This window comes from Roseovarius sp. A46, from assembly GCF_004126395.1.
Lineage (GTDB): Bacteria > Pseudomonadota > Alphaproteobacteria > Rhodobacterales > Rhodobacteraceae > Roseovarius > Roseovarius nitratireducens.
In genome coordinates this window covers 1-18,338 of sequence record NZ_PVWS01000046.1, presented here as the reverse complement: position 1 = coordinate 18,338, position 18,338 = coordinate 1, and the positions used below count along the sequence as shown (strand labels likewise).

The window sequence follows — 18,338 nt, the reverse complement described above, 5'->3', positions numbered from 1 at the left end:
CAATCTCACCTGCCAGTCAAGGCCACCACCGAAGCCTAACAACCGGCCCAAAACCATCCCGGGGGAAACAAATCCCACCTCACCGCTCAAACGAGGCGTTTCGCTGAGGTCTCTTTCAAGATTCCGTACATCGACGGCAGCTTCAGGCCATTACCCGTGCATCTGAAGCGCAAGCGCCACCTTGTCGGCGTAGTCGCGCAGGTTGCGACCGATCTCGGCGCGCTGCCGCGCGGTGAAGCGGCGCACCGGTCCCGTCGCGCCGATGCTGAACGTGGCGCCGATATTGCCGATGCGGATCGGCGCGGCCACCGACGAGACGCCCACCTCGATCTCCTCCACGCATTCGGCATAGCCGGTCATCCGGATATCCTCGAACTCGGCGCGCAGCGCCTCCGGGTCGTGCTTGGTCTGCGGGGTGTAGCGGCGCATCGGGCCGTTCAGGATTTCCTCGCGAAACCCGTCCTCGGCGAAGGCCGCGATCACCTTGGAGCACGAACAGGCATGCATCGGGCGAAAGCCGAGGCCGGGATGGACGAAAGAGCGCGTAGCGTCCTGCGGCGTCTCGACATGGATGATCTCGACCCCCTTGTTGCGAAACCGCGACAGGAACACCGCCTCGCCGAACTGGTCGGCGGCCTCGCGCAGCGTTGGCGCAGCGGCGGCGCTCGCGTCCACATCCGTCTGGCCCAATAGCGCCAGCCGCACCAGCCGCTCGCCGATCAGGAACCGCCCCGGCTCGGGCTCGTCGAGCAGGCGATGCTCTGCCAGCGATTGCAGTAGGCGGTAACAGGTCGGGCGCGGCAGGCCCGTCGCCTGCTGTATTTCCGGGGCGCTCACGGCCCGACCCGCGATGGCCACGGTTTCCAGCAGGCTTGTCAGTCTTTCGAGATGCATAACTGTCTCACAAAATGAACGTTTGTCTCACCATTTGAAATTTGCTAGGAGAAGTCAAGGCGAACAGGGGGGAGATTCTCATGGAATGTTGCGGACCGGGCTATGCCAGCCCCGCGGAGGCGATAAAGGCCCCGCGCGAAAAGCTGCTTTATACGATCGCCATCTACACCGGCACCGGCATCCAGAAGCCGGACTACCTCGCCACCGTGGATGTCGATCCCGAAAGCCCGACCTATTCTCAGGTCATTCACCGGCTGGAAATGCCGGGCATCGGGGATGAGCTGCACCACATGGGCTGGAACGCCTGTTCATCCTGCTTTGACGATTCAAGCATGGCGCGCAAATACCTGCTGTTGCCCGGCGTGCGGTCCAACAACATCCACGTGGTCGATACCGCCACCGACCCGCGCGCGCCGCGCCTGCACAAGGTGATCGACGGCGCCGAGATCAAGGCCAAGGCCGACCTGTCGGGCCCGCATACGGTGCATTGCCTGGGGTCGGAAATCATCATCTCGTTCCTGGGCGATGCCAAGGGCGAGGCGCCGGGTGGATACCTGCATCTCAACAAGGATTTCGAGATCGTCGGCCGCTGGGAAAACTCGATGGGCGACATCAAGTTCGGCTACGATTTCTGGTACCAGCCGCGCCACAACATCATGGTGTCCTCGGAATGGGCGGCGCCCAACACCTTCATGCCGGGCTTCGACCTGGAAGAGGTGGGGCACCTTAAATACGGGCGCGAGCTGCATTTCTGGGATTTCGAGAAGCGCGAGCCCATTCAGTCCATGTATCTGGGCGAGGATGGCCTCATCCCGCTGGAGGTGAAGTTTCACCACGATCCCGACAGCACCCACGGCTTTTGCTGCGCCGCGCTTTCGACCAACGTCATCCACTGGTGGAAGGACGAGGCCGGCAAATGGCAATGGGAAAAGATCATCGACGTGGCCAACGAGCCGCACCCCGATTGGCCCATCCCGGTGCCGGGCGTGATGTCGGCGCTCTTGGTGTCGATGGATGATCGCTATCTCTACATCAACAACTGGCTGCACGGCGACATGCGCCAGTATGACATTTCCGACCCGCACAATCCAAAGCTCACCGGCCAGGTCTGGATGGGTGGCCTTCTGGGTCGTGCGCCGGTGGTCAACGGCGTCGAGATGGCGGGCGGGCCGCAGATGTTCCAGCTCTCACTGGACGGTCGGCGGCTCTACGTCACGACTTCGCTGTTCTCTACATGGGACAATCAGTTCTACCCCGCGATCCGCGAGAAGGGCGGGGTGATGGTGATGATCGACTGCGACCCCGAGAACGGCGGCATGACGCTCAACCCCGATTTCATCGTCGATTTCGGCAAGGAGCCCAACGGCCCATCCCGCTGCCACGAGGCGCGCTATCCGGGCGGCGACTGCACGAGCGACATCTGGCTATGACGACGCGCACCGTCACCATCGCCAATCGCGGCAATGCCACCTACCAGGTAGAGGCGCGCCGTCCGCTGCTCGATGCCTTGCGCGAGCAGGGCGTCGATCTGCCCTATGGCTGCAAATACGGCGGCTGCATCACCTGCGCGGCCCGGCTCACGGCGGGCGAGGTGGATCAGCGGCGGCAGGTCGCGCTCAACAACCGGCAGGTCGCCAATGGCTATGTCATCCTCTGCGTGGCGCGCGCCGTCACCGACATCACCCTGGAGATCGGCGTCGAGAGCCACGACCGGCTCTACCGCAACCCCTTCCTCGACCCGCTGGAGCCGCACGAGCTCAAGGCGGACATAGCCACACCCAAGGAGCGTTGACATGCCAGTAACCGCGCTTGATGACCGCTACGACTACGATCAGGAGTATCTCTCCGACATCTTGAAATCGGTAAAGACCATCGCGATGGTGGGGGCGAGTGCCGATAAGACCAAGTTCAGCTACGGGGTGCTGCGCGTGCTGCACGAGACCGGATATGATATGATCCCGGTCAACCCCAACCCCAACGTGACCGAGATACGCGGTATAAAGGTCTACCCCTCGCTGGCCAGCATCGGTCGGCCCGTGGACATGGTCGAGGTGTTCCGGCCGAAAGAGGAGTTTCATGGCATCGCCGAACAGGCGATTGCCATCGGCGCAAAAGTTCTCTGGGGGCAGATCGGCGTCTACGACGACCGCGCCGCGGCGATGGCCGAAGAGGCCGGCCTGAAAGTGGTGATGAACCGCTGCCCCAAGATCGAGCTGTTCCGCCCGTTCTGGAAGCCCCGCCTCGATCTCACGATCTGAATCGGGCGATCTGATACCGTCCGGGAAAGGAATTCGACCATGCCGCAGACCATCACCAAGAGCGCCAAGGACATCGTGAAACAGGCGATGGAGGCCGTGCCCGAGATAAGCGTCGAGGAGGCGCTGCCGTTGGTAGGTAGCGAGACCCATGTGTTCGTCGATCTGCGCGACGGCACCGAGCAGGCGAAAACCGGGATGATCCCGGGGGCCGTCGCCTCGTCGCGGGGGATGATGGAGTTTCACATCGACCCCGAAAGCCCCGCGCACAAGCCTGAATTCAATCAGGACAAGACCTATGTGTTCTACTGCGCCAGCGGCGGGCGCTCGGCGCTCGCAGGCCAGGTCGCGATGGAGATGGGGCTCAGGCCCGTGGTCAACCTGCGCGGCGGGATCGCGGCGTGGAAAAAGGCGGACGGCCCGATCGAATGACACTGACCTGAATGGGGAGGGGATGATGACGGACTACCCGGTGAACATGAACGTGGAACCGCAGGTCGAGGGATTCTTCGATGATGCGAGCAACACAATTTCCTACCTCGTGACGGACCCGGCCACAAAGGCGTGCGCGATCATCGACAGCGTGCTCGATCTCGACTACGCGGCGGGGCGTATCGCCAGCGAGAGCGCCGACCGCCTGATCGCGGCGGTGGAGGACCGTGGCCTCACCCTTGAATGGATCATCGAGACCCATGTCCATGCCGATCACCTGTCGGCGGCCCCCTATATCCAGGAGAAATTGGGCGGCAAGATCGGCGTCGGGGTCGGGATCATCGCGGTGCAGGACACGTTCGGCAAGATTTTCAACGAGGGCACCGAGTTTCAGCGCGACGGCAGCCAGTTCGACGCGCTGTTCGAGGATGGCGACACCTATACCATTGGCGACATGCAGGGCTTTGCCATCGCCACGCCGGGCCACACGCCCGCCTGCATGGTCCATGTCATCGGCAACGCGGCCTTTGCTGGCGACACGCTCTTCATGCCCGATGGCGGCTCGGCGCGGGCGGATTTTCCCGGCGGCGATGCGGGCGCGCTCTATGACAGCATCCAGAAGGTACTGAGCCTGCCCGACACCATGCGCCTCTTCATCTGCCACGATTACGGCCCCGGCGGGCGCGATATCGCGTGGGAGACCACGATTGCAGAGGAGCGTGAGAGCAATATCCACGTGGGCGGCGGCAAGACGCGGGAGGAGTTCATCGCCTTCCGCACCGCGCGCGACGCGCAACTGTCGATGCCCAAGCTGATTATCCCGTCTATCCAGGTCAACATGCGCGCGGGCGAGATGCCTAGCGACGGGCAGGGCAACAGGACGCTGAAGGTGCCGATCAACGCGCTGAAGTGACTGCTTTATGCCCGGCTTGTGGGTTGTGGCGGATCGGGACTGTGGGGGGATGGCCTTGAGGGGACATTGCCGTCTGGCCCCGGCGCGGAATCAAGGCCGAAGGCCGCCGCGCCATCGCATGTCCGCCCCCCGGACAGGCGATTTGGCTAAGCTAGCGCACCAATTGCATGTTTTTCGGGAAAGCAGAAATAAAGTGCCCTGAAAAACCGTTGGGTCGCCTGCCCGCGGACATGCGATGGCGCGGCTCACTGCAATGTCCGCTCCAGGCCAATCGTACCCCTCACGACGCTTCCGCCAACCGGCGCCGCCGTCCGCAAGACAGCCATGCGAGGTCGCCGGTTACACAGCGCGATGCCCCGACCGTGACCAGCCCCGCGGCCTCAGCCCATCGCCGCGCCCGCCGCCGCGATCTGCTTTCTCGGGTCGAAGAACGGTTTTTCAACGACCGTCGCCGCCACCGGTCCCGCCAGCGTGTGCACCTCCAATACAGTGCCCAGCCCGGCATGCTCGGCCGAAACCATTGCCAGCGCGATGTTCTGCTTCAGCCGCGGCGAGTAGACCGCCGAGGTGACCTTGCCCACCGTCTCGCCCGCGTGGCTCACCGGCCAGAACCAGGTGTTCGGCCCGGAAAGCGGTGCGCCGCCCAGCCGTAGGCCCACCTGCTTGCGCGCGGGGCCGTTGTCGCGGATGCGCCGCAGGGCGAACTTGCCGATGAAATCCGCGTCCATGTCCACGTTGACCAGCCGATCGAGACCCAGCTCATAGGGGTTGGTGTGGATGTCGGCGTCGGCGTGATAGCTGAGCATCCCGCCCTCGATCCGGCGGATGGTCGAGGTGTGCCCGGGCTTGAGCCCGAAGGGCAGACCGGCGGTCATGATCCGCTCCCAGAGCGCGTCGCCCCAATCGCCATCCCGCAGGTAGATCTCGTAGCCCAGCTCGCTCGACCAGCCGGTGCGCGACACGATCAGCGGAATGCCATCGAGATCGACCTCGCGCAGCCAGTAATAGCGCAGGTCCATGATCTCGTCGCCAAAGAGCGCACGCATGATCTCGCCCGATTTGGGCCCCTGCAATTGCAGCGGCGAGACGTCCGGCTCGGTGATCGTCACGTCCATCCCCGAATGCACCGCCACGCCCTGCGCCCAGAGCAGGATGTCGCTATCGGCGAGCGACAGCCAGAAATGGTTCTCGCCCAGCCGCAGGCAGATCGGATCGTTGAGGATGCCGCCCTCGGCATTGGTGATCAGCACGTATTTGCACTGCCCCACCGCCATGTTCGACAGATCGCGCGGCGTCAGCATCTGCGTGAAGCGTGCGGCGTCCGGCCCGGTGATCTCCACCTGCCGCTCCACGGCCACGTCGCACAGGATCGCGTCGTTCACGAGGGTCCAGAAATTCTGCTCGGGATCGCCGAAATCGCGGGGGATGTACATGTGGTTGTAGACCGAGAAGCCCTGCGCCCCCCATCGTACGGTCGCGTCGAAATACGGTGACTTGCGTATTTGCGTGCCGAAGCCGAAATCGTTCGATTGCGCCATGTCAGTCGCCTCCCTTGTCCATCGGCGGCCACCCGGGCCGCACGGCGTTTCGATAACGGCCCTTCTAACGCAGCGTGATCTTCGCTGTGGTCTGAATATTCCCGGTGCAAAGATCGTGCAGGCTGTTTTCCCGGCCCCGGTCAGGCCAAACGGTCCTGCGCGGCGGGCGCAGGACCGGTGGCGGACGAATCAGGACATGTCTGCGGACGGTTTGGCCGCGGGGGCGAGCGTTGCGAGATCGGGGGGCGCATGCTTGACCGAGCGGGTGGTAAAATAGGTCACGTAACGGTCGATCCCGAGGTCGGAATCCAGGAGCCCCGCCATCAGCGCCTCGAACGCGGCCACGTTGCGGACATAGACGGTCATGATGTAATCCATGCCGCCGCCGGTGGCGACACAGTCGGTGATCTCGTCGAGCTTGGCGATATGAGCCTCGAACCGGTCGAAATCCGCCCGCCGGTGATGCGTCAGCGAGACGGTCACGATCACCCGCGTGAAATCGACGATCCGCTCCAGCGCGATTTCTGCCCGGTAGCCCCGGATCAGCCCCGCCGCCTTTAGCCGGTCGAGCCGCGCCCAGCAGGGCGTGGGCGACAGGTTGACGATCTCGGCGAGCCGCGTCTTGCTGAGTTGCCCGTGCCGCTGCACTGCACCCAGGATGCGGATATCAATCGCGTCGAGACCCGTTCTTTTCATCCATGCGCCTTCATTCGGGGGTCGTCGCCGGCATCGTCGCCGCGTCACGCCCACTTGCACGACCGATCCTAACCGTCAATCTAGGCGATTACTGGCCATTTTCGACCGCTTTTCGGCGGATCGCGTCGGGAGGGACGCCCGCGCCCCCCCGGGTAGCCGCGCATACCGTCTACCTGACCGATGCCGCCTTGCAGATCATCGCGGATGCAAAGGCCGAGATTAACCGCCTGTCACGGCGCAGGGATGAACCTTGGAGCGGCTGTCTATTCGAGGCCAGACCGGGCAGCCCGATCACAAACGCCGCCTTGTGCCGCGCGGTGGACCGCCAGCACGTCGCACTCGGGCAAAGGTAGTGCAGCCTTGGGGGAGGTGGACCCCGCACGATCTGCGCCGCACGATGCGCACCGGGCTTTCCGCGTGCCGTGTAAGGCTCGACATTGCCGAAATGACCATCGGGCATGTGAAGAGCGGGATCATCGCCGTTTACGATCACCACAGTTTCGACGCCGAGCGACAAGCGGCATGGGAGGCATGGCACGCCCGACTATCGCGGATCGTGGCCGGGCAAGACCCGGACGCGGCGCAGGCTAACAACGTGGTGAGGCTCGGGGACGCGAAGTGACATGCCGCAAGATGATGGCTATCCTTGGTAGTCAAATTGTCTCGTGGATCGGCCTGCAAGAATGGCCCCCTGATGAGCGAGAACCATCTTGGTTCACGCTGCCGGACAAGAAGGTTGTCGCTCATCTGGTGTGAAGCACACGACTTGATCTGGCATTGACCTAATACCAACGGCCCAGGTCCGTGACTCTTGCGGGATTCCCTTCGGTTCGGGTGGATTTCGACCCTCGTGATCGGCTGGAATTCAAAGGCACACAGCTCAGTTCGGACGGCGGTCTGCTGGTGATGCGCGAGCTGGATGACGCGCTCGGGCTGTCCGCTCTGGTGGCGGCGGCGCTGCGGCTATATAACCAGCTCGGCACCGCTGAGCAGCACATCAAGGAAGGCAAACACGCCTTCCACTGGACGCGGCTGTCGTGCAGGCGGTTCCGCGACAACGAGGTCGGCTGCACCTGCACGCGCTGGCCTACAACCTGGCCACCTTCCTGCGCTGCATCGAGCTGCCCGAGGAAATGGCCGACTGGCCGCTGACCAGCCTGCAACTCAAGCTGATCAAGATCGGAGCCCGCGTCTTCCGCCATGCCCGCGCAATCACCTTCCAACTGGCCGAAGTGGCCGTCACCGGCCCGATGGCGCGCGCCATCCTTGCCGCCATCCACCGACTGCGAGCGCCACCGTCATGCGCGTGACCGCGATCCTGTCCCAAACTCCACGAAACCGGCTCGACAAGTATGTCCGGCGCGCTGAAAAACACTTCAAAAGGCCGAGGACGACCCCGCTGCTTGGCCTGAAACACCCACAACCGGACGTCTGCGCGGTCCGGAGCGAAGTAACGCTTGACCGCACGGCCTCGTCCGGCCATTTTTTCATCCAACGGCAGGCCACTTGGGGCATGTCGGTTGATGGGTATCATGTCCCTGACCCACGGGCGCCATAGACTGGGGCCGGAAAAGCGGGCACGATGAACGCAGTATTCCGAACGCAAGACCTGACAAAGGTTTACGACACCGGCGAATTGCAGGTCCGGGCGCTGGATGGCGTCAACCTCGAGCTTTACTCCGGCGAGCTGGCGGTGCTGCTCGGGCCGTCCGGCAGCGGCAAGTCCACGCTGCTCAATATCCTCGGCGGGCTTGATCATGCGACCTCGGGCAAGGTCTGGTTTCGCGACTTGGAGCTGTCCTCGCTCAAGGACCGGGATTTGACCCTCTATCGGCGAGATCATGTCGGGTTCGTTTTTCAGTTCTACAACCTTGTGGCCAGCCTGACGGCGCGTGAAAACGTGCAACTGGTCACCGATGTCGCGCCCAACCCGATGCCCGCCGAAGAGGCGCTGGCGCAGGTCGGACTTGAGCATCGGATGGACCATTTTCCGGCCGAGATGTCCGGCGGCGAGCAGCAGCGCGTGGCCATCGCGCGGGCCATCGCCAAGCGGCCCGAGGTGCTGTTGTGCGACGAGCCGACCGGCGCGCTCGACAGCAAGACCGGCGTTCAGGTGCTGGAGGTGCTGCGCGACGTGAACGAAAGGCTGGGCACCAGCACGGCGGTCATCACCCACAACGCAGCGATCCGCCGGATGGCCCACCGTGTGGTGTATTTCCGCGACGGGCGGATCGACCGGGTTGAGGAAAACGCCATCCGCCTCGCGCCCTCCGAGATAAGCTGGTGAGGGCGGGGCGATGACCGCGCTCGACCGCAAGCTCATCCGCGATTTCCGACGCCTCTGGGCGCAGGCACTGGCCATCGCGTTGGTTCTGGCATGCGGCGTGGCGATCCTGCTGACGACATTCGGCACGTTCATGTCGCTGGAGGACACGCGCAACGCCTATTACGAGCGCAACCGGTTTGCCGATGTCTTTGCCGAGGCCAGCCGCGCTCCGCGCTGGTTGATGCAGGAAATCCAACAGATCCAGGGCGTGCGCGCAGCCGATGCCCGCATATCGCAATTCGCGGTGCTGGACGTGCCGGGACAACAGGAAACCGTCACCGCACGCATTCTCTCTCTGCCCGCCACCGGAACCCCGCGCCTGAACCTGCCGGTTCTGCAAACCGGGCGGCTGCCGTCGCCCGATGCGGCGAACGAAGTGGCGGTGAACGCCCCTTTTGCCAGGGCCAGCCACTTGCAACCGGGCGACACCTTTCACGTCAATCTTAACGGCCACCGGCGCGAGCTGACCCTTACCGGCACTCTCCTGTCGCCGGAGTTCATCTATACGATCGGCCCCGGCGCCCTGATGCCCGACAATGAAACCTATGGCGTGCTCTGGATGCCCGAAACCGCTGTCGCTGCGGCCTTTGACATGGACGGGGCTTTCAACAACGTGACGCTCAAGTTGAACCGCGGAACAAACACGGAAGACGTGATCGACCGCCTCGACGATCTGCTCGATACCTACGGCGGGCTGGGCGCCTATGGCCGCGATCTTCAAGTCTCCAACAGCTTCATCGAGGCAGAACTGGAGCAGCTCAAGACCAGCGCGCTGATCCTGCCGCCAATCTTCTACGCGATCTCGGCCTTTCTGGTCGCCATGGTGATGAGCCGCATCATTGCGCTAGAGCGCAGCGAGATCGGGCTGTTGAAGGCGATCGGCTATTCCGATGTCGAGATTTGCGTGCACTACCTGCTGCTGGCCGTACTGATCGCGATGGCTGGCACGCTGATCGGCTGGGGCGCGGGCACATGGCTCGCCCGGGCACTGGCGCGGCTCTACGCACAATTCTTCGACTTTCCCTACCTGATCTACAATCTCGACCTGGGCGCCTATGCGCTGTCGGGCGTTCTGGCCATTGCCAGCGCGGCGATGGGCGCGGGACGCAGCGCCTTGCGCGCCGCACGGTTGCCGCCCGCAGTGGCGATGGCCCCGCCCGCGCCACCGAGGTTCAAGCGCACATGGCTCGACCGGGCGATGGCGGCGTTACACCTGTCGCAGCCTGTGGTGATGATCCTGCGCAGCCTGCTGCGCTGGCCGCTCCGCTCAGCTCTGACCTCGCTGGGGTTGGCGCTCGCGGTCGCGGTGCTGGTCGCCACGAGCTTTTTCCCGGCGGCGCTCGACGAATTGGTCTCGACCACCTTCGACCGGTCCAACCGGCAGGATGCCATCCTGATGTTCGATCCAGATATCCCCGAAACCGCGCTGGCCGAGGTGATGCGTCTGCCCGGTGTGATGCGCGCTGAGGGACAGCAATTCCAGTCTGCCGTGCTGCGTAGCGGGCACCGCGAGAAGGAGGTCGCCATCGAGGCCCGTCGTCCCGGTGCCGACCTGGCGCGGATCATCTCCTCGGATGGGCGCGCGCTCGATCCGCCGCAGCGGGGGTTGATGCTGTCCCAGCGGCTGGCGCGGCAACTGAACGTGCGGCCCGGCGATCTGGTCGAGGTGGAATTCCTCGGTCGGATCAACGAAACGCACGTTGTTCCCGTGGCCGGACTGGTGACGCAGTATATCGGCCTTGGCGCCTATATGGACCTCGACACGCTCAGCCGCCTGCTGCGGCAGGCCCCGCGAATATCGGTCGCCAATCTCAAGGTCGATGCGCAGGCGCTGCCGGACCTGCACCGGGTGCTCAAGGACACGCCCGAACTCAGCGGCTTGATCGACATGACCAGGATGCAGCGCTCATTCGAGGCAACGATCCGCCAGAATGTCGACATCATGACCACGATCTACCTGACGGTCGCGGTGCTGATTACCGTGGGCGTGGCCTATAACGGCGCGCGCATCCAGCTCTCTGAACGCGCACGCGAACTGGCCAGCCTGCGCATCCTGGGGTTTTCGCGCGGCGAGGTATCGTTCATCCTCGTGGGCGAGACGATGATACTCGCGTTGCTGGCGCAGCCGCTTGGCTGGCTTTTGGGGGCCAGGATCGCAAAGGCGCTGGCAGATGGTTCGGCCAGCGATCTCTACCAGATACCGCTGGTCCTGAAACCGGCGGGCTTTGCACTCGCGAGCCTCGTGGTGCTGGCGGCCGCGCTGGTCTCGTCGCTGGTGGTGCGGCGGCGTCTGGACCGACTCGATCTGGTGCAAGTGATGAAAACACGTGAGTAGGGAATGTCCATGAAAACCAGAACGATCATGCTCACTGCCTTTGGTGTCCTGACGGCTGGAATGCTGGGCATCGTCGCCTTCCGGACCGAGCCTGTGCCGGTGGATATCGCCCCCGTCCAGCGCGCGCCCATGCAGGTCACCGTCGATGTCGAGGGCGAAACCCGGATCGCCGAGATCTACGAGGTCGCGGCCCCGATCCGCGGTGTGGTGCGCCGCTCGCCTGTCCGGGTGGGCGATGCCGTGACGGCGGGCGAAACCGTGATCGCCATGATCGACCCTGCCGCCTCGGACCCGCTCGACCCGCGCAGCCGGGTTCAGGCTGAGGCCACCGCGCGCGAAGCCGAGGCGGGGCTCAACATGGCGCGCAGCACCCTGCGCCAGGCCCGCGAAGAGCTCGATCTCGCGCAAAGCGAATACCGCCGCGCGAAAGAGCTGGTCGAGCGCGGGGTCGCCACGCTGACCCGGCTCGAGACCGCCGAGCAGACGCTCGGGATGAGCCAGGCAGCGCAGGAGGCGGCCATCTCCAATCTCGAACGGGCGAAAAGCGTGCTGGACCGTGCCCGCGCTACACTCATCGAGCCGGGCACCGATCCCGGCGCGCAAGCCGAGTGCTGCCTGCGGATCACCGCCCCGGTCGATGGTCGCGTGCTGGATATCGAGGTCATCAGCGAACGCCCGGTTGCGGCGGGCACGCGGCTTTTGTCCATCGGTGCGCCGGATGATCTCGAGATCGTCGCCGATGTACTCTCGACCGACGCCGTGCGCCTCGAGATCGGGGACCGCGCCATCGTCGAGCGATGGGGCGGCGCCGATGTGCTGGAGGCGCGGGTGTCCAGAATCGAGCCGTCCGGCTACACCAAGGTGTCGGCCCTCGGCATCGATGAACAGCGCGTCGACGTGGTGTTTGACCTGATCTCTCCGGTCACGCAGCGCCCGTCCCTCGGACACGGCTTTGCCGTTTACTTGCGGGTGGTCGAATGGGAAAGTGACGACGTTCTGCAAATCCCGCTCAGCGCGTTGTTCCGGCAGGACGGCAAGTGGGCGGTCTTCGTTGCCGAAGACGGCACATCTCGGTTACGCCCGGTAGAAATCGGCCGCATGAACGATCTGTCCGCCGAAATCCTGAATGGGCTTTCGGTCTCCGACGAGGTGTTGCTTCACCCGAATGAGCGGATCGAAGATGGAATTCCCGTGGTCAGGCTGAGAACGGCGGCGCCGACTCCATGACAGATACAGTTGCTAAACAGATTGGAGAGGACCGGGCGGGATTCGCCCAGTCTTCTCTATAGATACAGAATTTAGTGACAAATCCGGTGACAAGAGCGGGGCCAGCCCAAAAGGACCGATTTGGATCTTTATCAAGCTCTTGTTTTATATAATAAATTGGCTCCGGCGGTAGGGATCGAACCTACGACCAATTGATTAACAGTCAACTGCTCTACCGCTGAGCTACGCCGGAACACGTGGGCGCGTATAGCAATCCGGTTCGGAGAGGTCCAGAGGCTTTGTGACAAAAATCATGCGCTTTGCCCGCCATCGTCGGACAGGGCGAAACGGGTCGTGCGCGACAGCGGCGACAGGGCCCTGACACGGGATTTCTGCATCAGGTCCACAAGGTGCGCGAGCACGTTGCGCGCCGCCGCCGGCATCAGCTCCGGGGGGGTGTCGGTATAGACGCGCCGCGCCAGCGCGGCGGCATCGGCGGGGCCGTGGACGAGGCTGTCGAGTATCGCGGCCTCGCGCGCGTCGCGATGCGCGACCAGCCACCTGACGCGTGTCGCAGGCTCCGTCACCGGCGCGCCGTGACCCGGCAGCAGGCGGGTCGGGGAGGCGGCGGCGAGGCGCGCGCAGGAGGCGTGGAACTGCGTCAGGTCGCCATCGGGCGGCGAGATCAGCGTGCTGGCCCAGCCCATCACCAGGTCGCCGCTGAACATGGTCCCGCCACTCTCGAAGCACATGTGGTTGCAGAAATGCCCCGGCGTCCAGTGCGCGGTGATCCGCCAGCCGTCGCCCGCAATCGCCTCGCCATCCGCGAGCGCGTGATCGGGGGCGAAGCTCGCATCCACCCCCTCGCCGCCGCCGATCCCGCCTGCCTCGGCCAGCTGCGTCATCACGGCGCTGCGCCCCGCTTCGGCCCCGCCATAGGCCAGCATCGGCGCGCCGGTCTCCGCTGCGAGGCGACGGGCCAGCGGCGAATGGTCGAGATGGGCGTGGGTCACGAAGATGTGGCTGACGCTCTGTCCGGGACCGAGCGCGCCGAGAATCGCCGCGAGATGGGCGGGGTCGTCGGGGCCGGGGTCGATCACCGCCAGCCGCCGCTGTCCCAGCAGGTAGGTGTTGGTGCCCCAATGTGTCATCGGCGACGGGTTCGGCGCAAGGATCGCGCGGACGCCACCGCCCATATCACGCGCCTCACCCACTGGCGGGGGCGTGTCGGGCTGGGTTGTGTCGGTCATCGCGGTCTCGCTCTTTCTTCCCGGCGCGCTCGGGCGTAGGTTTAGCCATGTCGTTTCGCTGGCTCAAACCCTATCTGCCCCGCGGCCTCTACGGACGCGCCACGCTGATCCTGCTCTTGCCGGTGGTCACGCTCCTGCTGGTTGTCTCGGTGGTGTTCATCCAGCGCCATTTCGAGGGCGTCACCGAGCAGATGACCAACACCATGATACGCGAGATCCGGCTGGTTCTGGGCACCGATGACCCGGAGGTGGCCGAGATGCTCGATATCTCGGTCCAGCCGGTGCCCGAGGCGGCGATGCCCGCGCAGGACACGCGGTTGTGGTATGATTTCTCGGGCATCGTGGTGGCGCGCGAGCTGCACGCCGCCTTTCCCGACCTGCTGCGCGTTGCGCTCGCCGATGACGACGTGGTCGAGCTCTATTTCCGGGGCAGCGGCGGGCTCTTGCGGTTTGTCTTCGACCGCCGCCATGTCTCGGCGAGCCAGCCGCATCAGCTGCTGGTCAACATGGTTGTGTTCGGGGCGCTGATGACGGTGATTTCGTTTCTCTACCTGCGCAACCAGCTGCGCCCGATCACCCGGCTGGCAGAGGCGGCTGATGCGTTCGGGCGGGGGCGGCATGTGCCCTACCGTCCTGCGGGCGCAACCGAGGTGCGCGCGGCGGGGCGGGCGTTCGTCGACATGCGTGCCCGTATCGAACGGCAGATCGAGCAACGCACGCTGATGCTCTCGGGGGTGAGCCACGACCTGCGCACGCCGCTCACGCGGCTGCGATTGGGTCTCGCCATGCTGGGCGAGGAGGAGGCCGCGCCGATGCTGCGCGATGTTGATGACATGCAGCGGCTGCTCGACGGATTCCTTGATTTTGCCCGTGGTGCGCAGGAGGGCGAGGCCGAGCCGGTCGATCCGGTCGCGCTCGTGCGCCGGATCGTCGATGACATGCGGCGCGCGCAGGTGGCGGTGACGCTGGTCGAAACCGAGGGCACGGGGGAGGTGCCGCTGCGCGCCGACGGGGTCAGGCGCGCGGTGGAAAACCTCATCAGCAATGCCGTGCGCTATGGCACCTGCGCCGAGGTCTCGGTGACGCTGTCGGAGCGCAGCTTGCGCATCCGGGTCGAGGATGACGGGCCGGGCATCCCGCCCGAGAGCCGCGACGAGGCGCTGCGCCCCTTTGCCCGGCTGGAACCCGCCCGCAACCAGAACCGCGGCACCGGCGTCGGGTTGGGGTTGTCGATCGTGGTGGATGTGGCGCGCGCCCACGGCGGCGCGCTGCGGCTGGGCGAAAGCGCGCGGCTTGGCGGGCTGTGCGCCGATATCGTGATCGCGCGGTAGCGGCGGTAGCGGAGAGGGGGCGGGGGTTCTGGCCTGGAGGGATCGTTGGGTTGATGTCCTTGCGCGGAATCAAGCCCGAAGGGCGCCGCGCATCGCCGGGCCGCCCCCCGGCACGGCGATTTGGCTGCAACCTGCTCTGCGCTCAGGTCTTTTTCGGATTTGGCTGAAATAAAGTGCTGCAACACTTACGTCGGTTCGCCGCACCGCGGCCCGGCGATGCGCGGCTCGCTTGGAAGTCCGCTCAAGGACAAAAGCCCCACGCCCACTTGCGCGAACGCGCCGACCTTAGCCGGTGCGCCGCTCGTCGAAGCTCAGCGCGATGAAGCCGGGGAGATGATCGCCCATGCCGACGACCTTGCCGCCGCCATTGTCGTCGCCGCGCCTGCCGCGTTGCCTGGGCTCTGCGGCTCGCTTCTCCTCGCGCGGCTTGGGTGCATCCTTCTCGGGCGCGCTCTCGGTCCTGGCCTCCTCGGGGGCCGCTTCGGGTGCTTCGGGTGCTTCGGGCGCTTCGGCTTTCTTGCGGCTGACGCTCCGGCCGCGGCCACCCCGGCTGCGGCTCGACCGGGACGGGCGTTCGGATTTCGGCGCGTCCCCGTTGCCATTGTCGTCCTGCGCGGTCGCGTCCTCGTCGGCCGCGGGGCGGGCTCCGGTCGGATCGTCGAGCCGGGGGATGTCCTTTTGCAAGAGCGCCTCGACCGCCGCGAGGGCCTTCTCGTCGCGCGGGTTGCAGATGGTGAGCGCCTTGCCGGAACGGCCCGCGCGCCCGGTGCGTCCGATGCGGTGGACGTAATCCTCGGCATGGCCGGGTACGTCGAAATTGAACACGTGGCTGACCGCCGGGACATCGAGCCCGCGCGCGGCCACATCCGAGGCCACCAGCAGCTTCAGCTCGCCCGCGCGGAACGCGTCGAGCGTGCGCGTGCGCTGGCTCTGTTCGAGGTCGCCGTGGATCGGGGCCGCGTCATAGCCGTGCTTCTTCAGCGACTTGGCGACGGCATCCACGTCGATCTTGCGATTGCAGAACACGATCGCGTTGGTGCAGGCCTCGCCCTCGCCGTCGATCAGCGCGCGCAGGGCGGCGCGCTTCTCGGCATCCGCGCGGTCGCGGCGCGAAGGTTTCACCATTACCACGTGCTGGTCGATGGTTTCCGACGCGGTGGCCTGCCGCGCCACCTCGACCCGCACCGGGTTCTGGAGAAAGGTGTTGGTGATGCGCTCGATCTCGGGCGCCATCGTGGCCGAGAAGAACAGCGTCTGCCGGGTAAAGGGCGTGAGGCTGAAGATGCGCTCGATATCGGGGATGAAGCCCATGTCGAGCATCCGGTCGGCCTCGTCCACGACCATGATCTGCACGCCGGTCAGCAACAGCTTGCCGCGCTCGAAATGGTCGAGCAGGCGGCCCGGCGTGGCGATCAGCACATCGACGCCCTTGTCGATCAGCTTGTCCTGTTCCTTGAAGCTCACCCCGCCGATCAGCAGCGCTTTGGTCAGCTTGAGATACTTGGAATAGGTGTCGAAATTCTCGGCCACCTGCGCGGCCAATTCACGGGTGGGGCACAGCACCAGGCTGCGCGGCATCCGCGCCCGCGCGCGTCCCCGTGCCAGAAGCGACAGCATCGGCAGGGTGAACCCGGCGGTCTTGCCGGTGCCGGTCTGCGCGATGCCCAGCACGTCGCGCCCTTCGAGCGCGGAGGGGATGGCATCGGCCTGGATCGGGGTGGGGGTTTCGTATCCGGCCTCTTCGACGGCCTTGAGTACCTTGGGATTGAGGTTGAGTTCGCTGAATGTGGTCATGTGTATCCGCTTTAAGCGGACGCTGAACCCGGCCCGCACGTCTGTCATCGGGATGCGCGCACCCATTGCGCGCCAGGCCCTCGCGAGCCCCCCATCGCTGCCCGCTTACATCAACTGCCGGGGGCGGTCAATGCGGGCGGTCTAGGCGCGCGTCGGGAAAGTGCCGCGCGCGCGCGGCATCAGGATCGAGGGTAATGGCGTGCAGGTGGCCATGCGCATCGAGGCGCCCGCGCAGCCCCGGCGTGGCGACGCAGACCTCCTGCCAGAACCGTCGCAGCGCCGCCGCGCCGCCCTCCGCCTCGATCCGGCGAAAGAGCGCATTCATGTTGAGCCCGGTGCCGTCCGGCGCGGCGGGCTTTAGCCCCTCGCGATAGGACCCGTGGGCCAGCCGGTAGGCATAGGTTTCGCGCCAGTGCTCCCACCCGGTGGCGTGCAGGTGGCACAGCCTTGTGCCCTGCAATTCCGGCGGGCTGACATCCATCTCGCCGGAGCGAAAGACGTTGTGGATGCGAAAGCTGACCTCGGGATCGCCGGTGCGCACGAACACCTTGCCCGCGACGTGGCTCAGGAACCCGCCGTTGAGGTGGGCGCCGAAGCCGGGATAGATCGCCTCCGTCTCCTCGCGCCGCTGCCCGGGCAGCCGCGCGCAGGACTTGAACCAGGTTACACCCTCGGGTGGCGGATCGTCCGGGTCGGGGGCGAGCGCCTCGACCGGGCGGACCCGCGCGCTGAGCGTGTCATCGGGCTGCGCGGCCAACTGCTCGGGCAGGGGGGTGGCCGGCCAGAGAAACTCGTCCACGTCGATATGCGCGAGCCAGTCGACCTGCGGGCGGCGGCGCAGGCAATGCGTGGCGTTGATGCTCTGGCGCGGCTGATGCGCGTCGGGGCGCCCCGCGCGCTTGCGCCGCCTGCGCCAATAGCCGTCATCGCACACGATCACCCGGCACTTGGGATGGCCGCGCAGCGCCGCCTCGGCCTGCGGGTTGGGGGCGTCGAGATAGATATGCACCCGGTGCGCGCCCAGGTCGAGGTGATGGGCGGCGAAATTCAGGATGTCGCGGGCCGGGGCCTTGATCGTGGCCACCACGCCCCATGTGGGAAGACTGCTCATGAGCCAAGGATGCGCGGGCCGCGCGGCGGGGGCAAGGGGGCAGGTGTGGGGGAAGGTCAGGGTCAGTGGGGTTTAGACGGGAATGGCCTCTTGCTGCCATTCGCCTGCCTCACCCCGCGCGGAATAGAGGCGCGTTTACGCGCCGCCGCGCGAGCGCCCGACCGCCCCATCGGGCGGGCGCTATTGCAACGCTGCAAGTGGCGGAAATAGAAGAGGTATCTTGCACCATAAATCGCAGAGCGTAGCCGGGTTTGCGC

At 65.4% G+C, this 18,338-nt stretch carries 16 protein-coding genes, 1 tRNA gene and 1 pseudogene; 11 read left to right on the top strand and 7 right to left on the bottom strand.

Annotated elements, in window-relative coordinates:
• Window positions 1-150 precede the first annotated feature (150 nt).
• Entirely contained in the window at window positions 151-894 is a 744-nt protein-coding gene (locus C6W92_RS16440) for an IclR family transcriptional regulator (RefSeq protein WP_129435107.1), read from the bottom strand.
• An 80-nt stretch (window positions 895-974) separates the two neighbouring features.
• Between C6W92_RS16440 and C6W92_RS16435 the strand changes: the two genes are divergently transcribed.
• The 5 genes from C6W92_RS16435 to C6W92_RS16415 are packed head-to-tail and all read left to right on the top strand — an operon-like array spanning window position 975 to window position 4,494.
• On the top strand, window positions 975-2,324 hold the full coding sequence (locus C6W92_RS16435) for a selenium-binding family protein (RefSeq protein WP_129435105.1): 1,350 nt from the start codon (window positions 975-977) through the stop codon (window positions 2,322-2,324).
• Window positions 2,321-2,686, top strand: a complete 366-nt coding sequence (locus C6W92_RS16430) for a 2Fe-2S iron-sulfur cluster-binding protein (RefSeq protein WP_104018621.1) — start codon at window positions 2,321-2,323, stop codon at window positions 2,684-2,686. The genes C6W92_RS16435 and C6W92_RS16430 overlap by 4 nt, the downstream gene beginning before the upstream one ends.
• 1 nt (window position 2,687) lies before the next feature.
• Window positions 2,688-3,152 carry a CoA-binding protein gene (locus C6W92_RS16425; protein WP_129435103.1) on the top strand — a complete coding sequence of 155 codons (465 nt, stop codon included), beginning with the start codon at window positions 2,688-2,690 and terminating at the stop codon, window positions 3,150-3,152.
• Window positions 3,153-3,191: 39 nt separating this feature from the next.
• Entirely contained in the window at window positions 3,192-3,581 is a 390-nt protein-coding gene (locus C6W92_RS16420) for a rhodanese-like domain-containing protein (protein ID WP_129435101.1), read from the top strand.
• Window positions 3,582-3,606: 25 nt separating this feature from the next.
• Window positions 3,607-4,494 carry an MBL fold metallo-hydrolase gene (locus C6W92_RS16415; RefSeq protein ID WP_129435099.1) on the top strand — a complete coding sequence of 296 codons (888 nt, stop codon included), beginning with the start codon at window positions 3,607-3,609 and terminating at the stop codon, window positions 4,492-4,494.
• 380 nt (window positions 4,495-4,874) lie between these two features.
• Here the strand turns inward: C6W92_RS16415 and C6W92_RS16410 are convergent, their stop codons facing one another.
• Both C6W92_RS16410 and C6W92_RS16405 read right to left on the bottom strand, forming a co-directional pair.
• Window positions 4,875-6,032 carry a glycine cleavage T C-terminal barrel domain-containing protein gene (locus C6W92_RS16410; protein WP_129435097.1) on the bottom strand — a complete coding sequence of 386 codons (1,158 nt, stop codon included), beginning with the start codon at window positions 6,030-6,032 and terminating at the stop codon, window positions 4,875-4,877.
• Window positions 6,033-6,221: 189 nt separating this feature from the next.
• Window positions 6,222-6,728 carry an Lrp/AsnC family transcriptional regulator gene (locus C6W92_RS16405; protein WP_129435095.1) on the bottom strand — a complete coding sequence of 169 codons (507 nt, stop codon included), beginning with the start codon at window positions 6,726-6,728 and terminating at the stop codon, window positions 6,222-6,224.
• A 397-nt stretch (window positions 6,729-7,125) separates the two neighbouring features.
• On the opposite strand from C6W92_RS16405, the gene C6W92_RS16400 reads away from it, so the two are divergent.
• The 5 genes and pseudogenes from C6W92_RS16400 to C6W92_RS16380 all read left to right on the top strand — a co-directional run bounded on the left by C6W92_RS16400 (window position 7,126) and on the right by C6W92_RS16380 (window position 12,616).
• Window positions 7,126-7,350: a hypothetical protein gene (locus C6W92_RS16400; protein ID WP_129435093.1), complete on the top strand. Its 225-nt coding sequence runs from the start codon at window positions 7,126-7,128 to the stop codon at window positions 7,348-7,350.
• Between the two features lie 344 nt (window positions 7,351-7,694).
• Window positions 7,695-8,038 (top strand): annotated as a pseudogene (locus tag C6W92_RS16395) (transposase); the annotation flags it as partial.
• A 272-nt stretch (window positions 8,039-8,310) separates the two neighbouring features.
• Window positions 8,311-9,015 carry an ABC transporter ATP-binding protein gene (locus tag C6W92_RS16390; protein ID WP_129435091.1) on the top strand — a complete coding sequence of 235 codons (705 nt, stop codon included), beginning with the start codon at window positions 8,311-8,313 and terminating at the stop codon, window positions 9,013-9,015.
• A gap of 10 nt (window positions 9,016-9,025) precedes the next feature.
• A complete protein-coding gene (locus C6W92_RS16385; RefSeq protein ID WP_129435089.1) occupies window positions 9,026-11,389 on the top strand; it encodes an FtsX-like permease family protein in 2,364 nt (787 codons plus the stop codon).
• 9 nt (window positions 11,390-11,398) lie between these two features.
• Window positions 11,399-12,616 carry an HlyD family efflux transporter periplasmic adaptor subunit gene (locus C6W92_RS16380; protein WP_241691194.1) on the top strand — a complete coding sequence of 406 codons (1,218 nt, stop codon included), beginning with the start codon at window positions 11,399-11,401 and terminating at the stop codon, window positions 12,614-12,616.
• A 157-nt stretch (window positions 12,617-12,773) separates the two neighbouring features.
• Here the strand turns inward: C6W92_RS16380 and C6W92_RS16375 are convergent.
• Both C6W92_RS16375 and C6W92_RS16370 read right to left on the bottom strand, forming a co-directional pair.
• Window positions 12,774-12,848: transfer RNA gene (locus C6W92_RS16375), tRNA-Asn, on the bottom strand.
• 58 nt (window positions 12,849-12,906) lie between these two features.
• Entirely contained in the window at window positions 12,907-13,845 is a 939-nt protein-coding gene (locus C6W92_RS16370) for an MBL fold metallo-hydrolase (RefSeq protein WP_129435084.1), read from the bottom strand.
• A gap of 47 nt (window positions 13,846-13,892) precedes the next feature.
• On the opposite strand from C6W92_RS16370, the gene C6W92_RS16365 reads away from it, so the two are divergent.
• The gene (locus tag C6W92_RS16365; protein WP_129435082.1) at window positions 13,893-15,176 is read left to right on the top strand and encodes an ATP-binding protein; all 1,284 of its coding nucleotides are present in this window, start codon (window positions 13,893-13,895) and stop codon (window positions 15,174-15,176) included.
• Window positions 15,177-15,461: 285 nt separating this feature from the next.
• Here C6W92_RS16365 and C6W92_RS16360 read toward each other — a convergent pair whose 3' ends face one another.
• Together C6W92_RS16360 and C6W92_RS16355 are read right to left on the bottom strand one after the other, a co-directional pair.
• Entirely contained in the window at window positions 15,462-16,970 is a 1,509-nt protein-coding gene (locus C6W92_RS16360) for a DEAD/DEAH box helicase (protein ID WP_129435080.1), read from the bottom strand.
• 127 nt (window positions 16,971-17,097) lie between these two features.
• Complete coding sequence (locus C6W92_RS16355) at window positions 17,098-18,081, bottom strand: glycosyltransferase family 2 protein (RefSeq protein ID WP_129435078.1); 984 nt, start codon at window positions 18,079-18,081, stop codon at window positions 17,098-17,100.
• Between the last annotated feature and the right edge of the window lie 257 nt (window positions 18,082-18,338).

Coding starts and splice junctions, on each gene's coding strand:
- C6W92_RS16440 (WP_129435107.1), bottom strand. CDS start 894: ATGCATCTCGAAAGACTGACAAGCCTGCTGGAAACCGTGGCCATCGCG.
- C6W92_RS16435 (WP_129435105.1), top strand. CDS start 975: ATGGAATGTTGCGGACCGGGCTATGCCAGCCCCGCGGAGGCGATAAAG.
- C6W92_RS16430 (WP_104018621.1), top strand. CDS start 2,321: ATGACGACGCGCACCGTCACCATCGCCAATCGCGGCAATGCCACCTAC.
- C6W92_RS16425 (WP_129435103.1), top strand. CDS start 2,688: ATGCCAGTAACCGCGCTTGATGACCGCTACGACTACGATCAGGAGTAT.
- C6W92_RS16420 (WP_129435101.1), top strand. CDS start 3,192: ATGCCGCAGACCATCACCAAGAGCGCCAAGGACATCGTGAAACAGGCG.
- C6W92_RS16415 (WP_129435099.1), top strand. CDS start 3,607: ATGACGGACTACCCGGTGAACATGAACGTGGAACCGCAGGTCGAGGGA.
- C6W92_RS16410 (WP_129435097.1), bottom strand. CDS start 6,032: ATGGCGCAATCGAACGATTTCGGCTTCGGCACGCAAATACGCAAGTCA.
- C6W92_RS16405 (WP_129435095.1), bottom strand. CDS start 6,728: ATGAAAAGAACGGGTCTCGACGCGATTGATATCCGCATCCTGGGTGCA.
- C6W92_RS16400 (WP_129435093.1), top strand. CDS start 7,126: ATGCGCACCGGGCTTTCCGCGTGCCGTGTAAGGCTCGACATTGCCGAA.
- C6W92_RS16390 (WP_129435091.1), top strand. CDS start 8,311: ATGAACGCAGTATTCCGAACGCAAGACCTGACAAAGGTTTACGACACC.
- C6W92_RS16385 (WP_129435089.1), top strand. CDS start 9,026: ATGACCGCGCTCGACCGCAAGCTCATCCGCGATTTCCGACGCCTCTGG.
- C6W92_RS16380 (WP_241691194.1), top strand. CDS start 11,399: ATGAAAACCAGAACGATCATGCTCACTGCCTTTGGTGTCCTGACGGCT.
- C6W92_RS16370 (WP_129435084.1), bottom strand. CDS start 13,845: ATGACCGACACAACCCAGCCCGACACGCCCCCGCCAGTGGGTGAGGCG.
- C6W92_RS16365 (WP_129435082.1), top strand. CDS start 13,893: ATGTCGTTTCGCTGGCTCAAACCCTATCTGCCCCGCGGCCTCTACGGA.
- C6W92_RS16360 (WP_129435080.1), bottom strand. CDS start 16,970: ATGACCACATTCAGCGAACTCAACCTCAATCCCAAGGTACTCAAGGCC.
- C6W92_RS16355 (WP_129435078.1), bottom strand. CDS start 18,081: ATGAGCAGTCTTCCCACATGGGGCGTGGTGGCCACGATCAAGGCCCCG.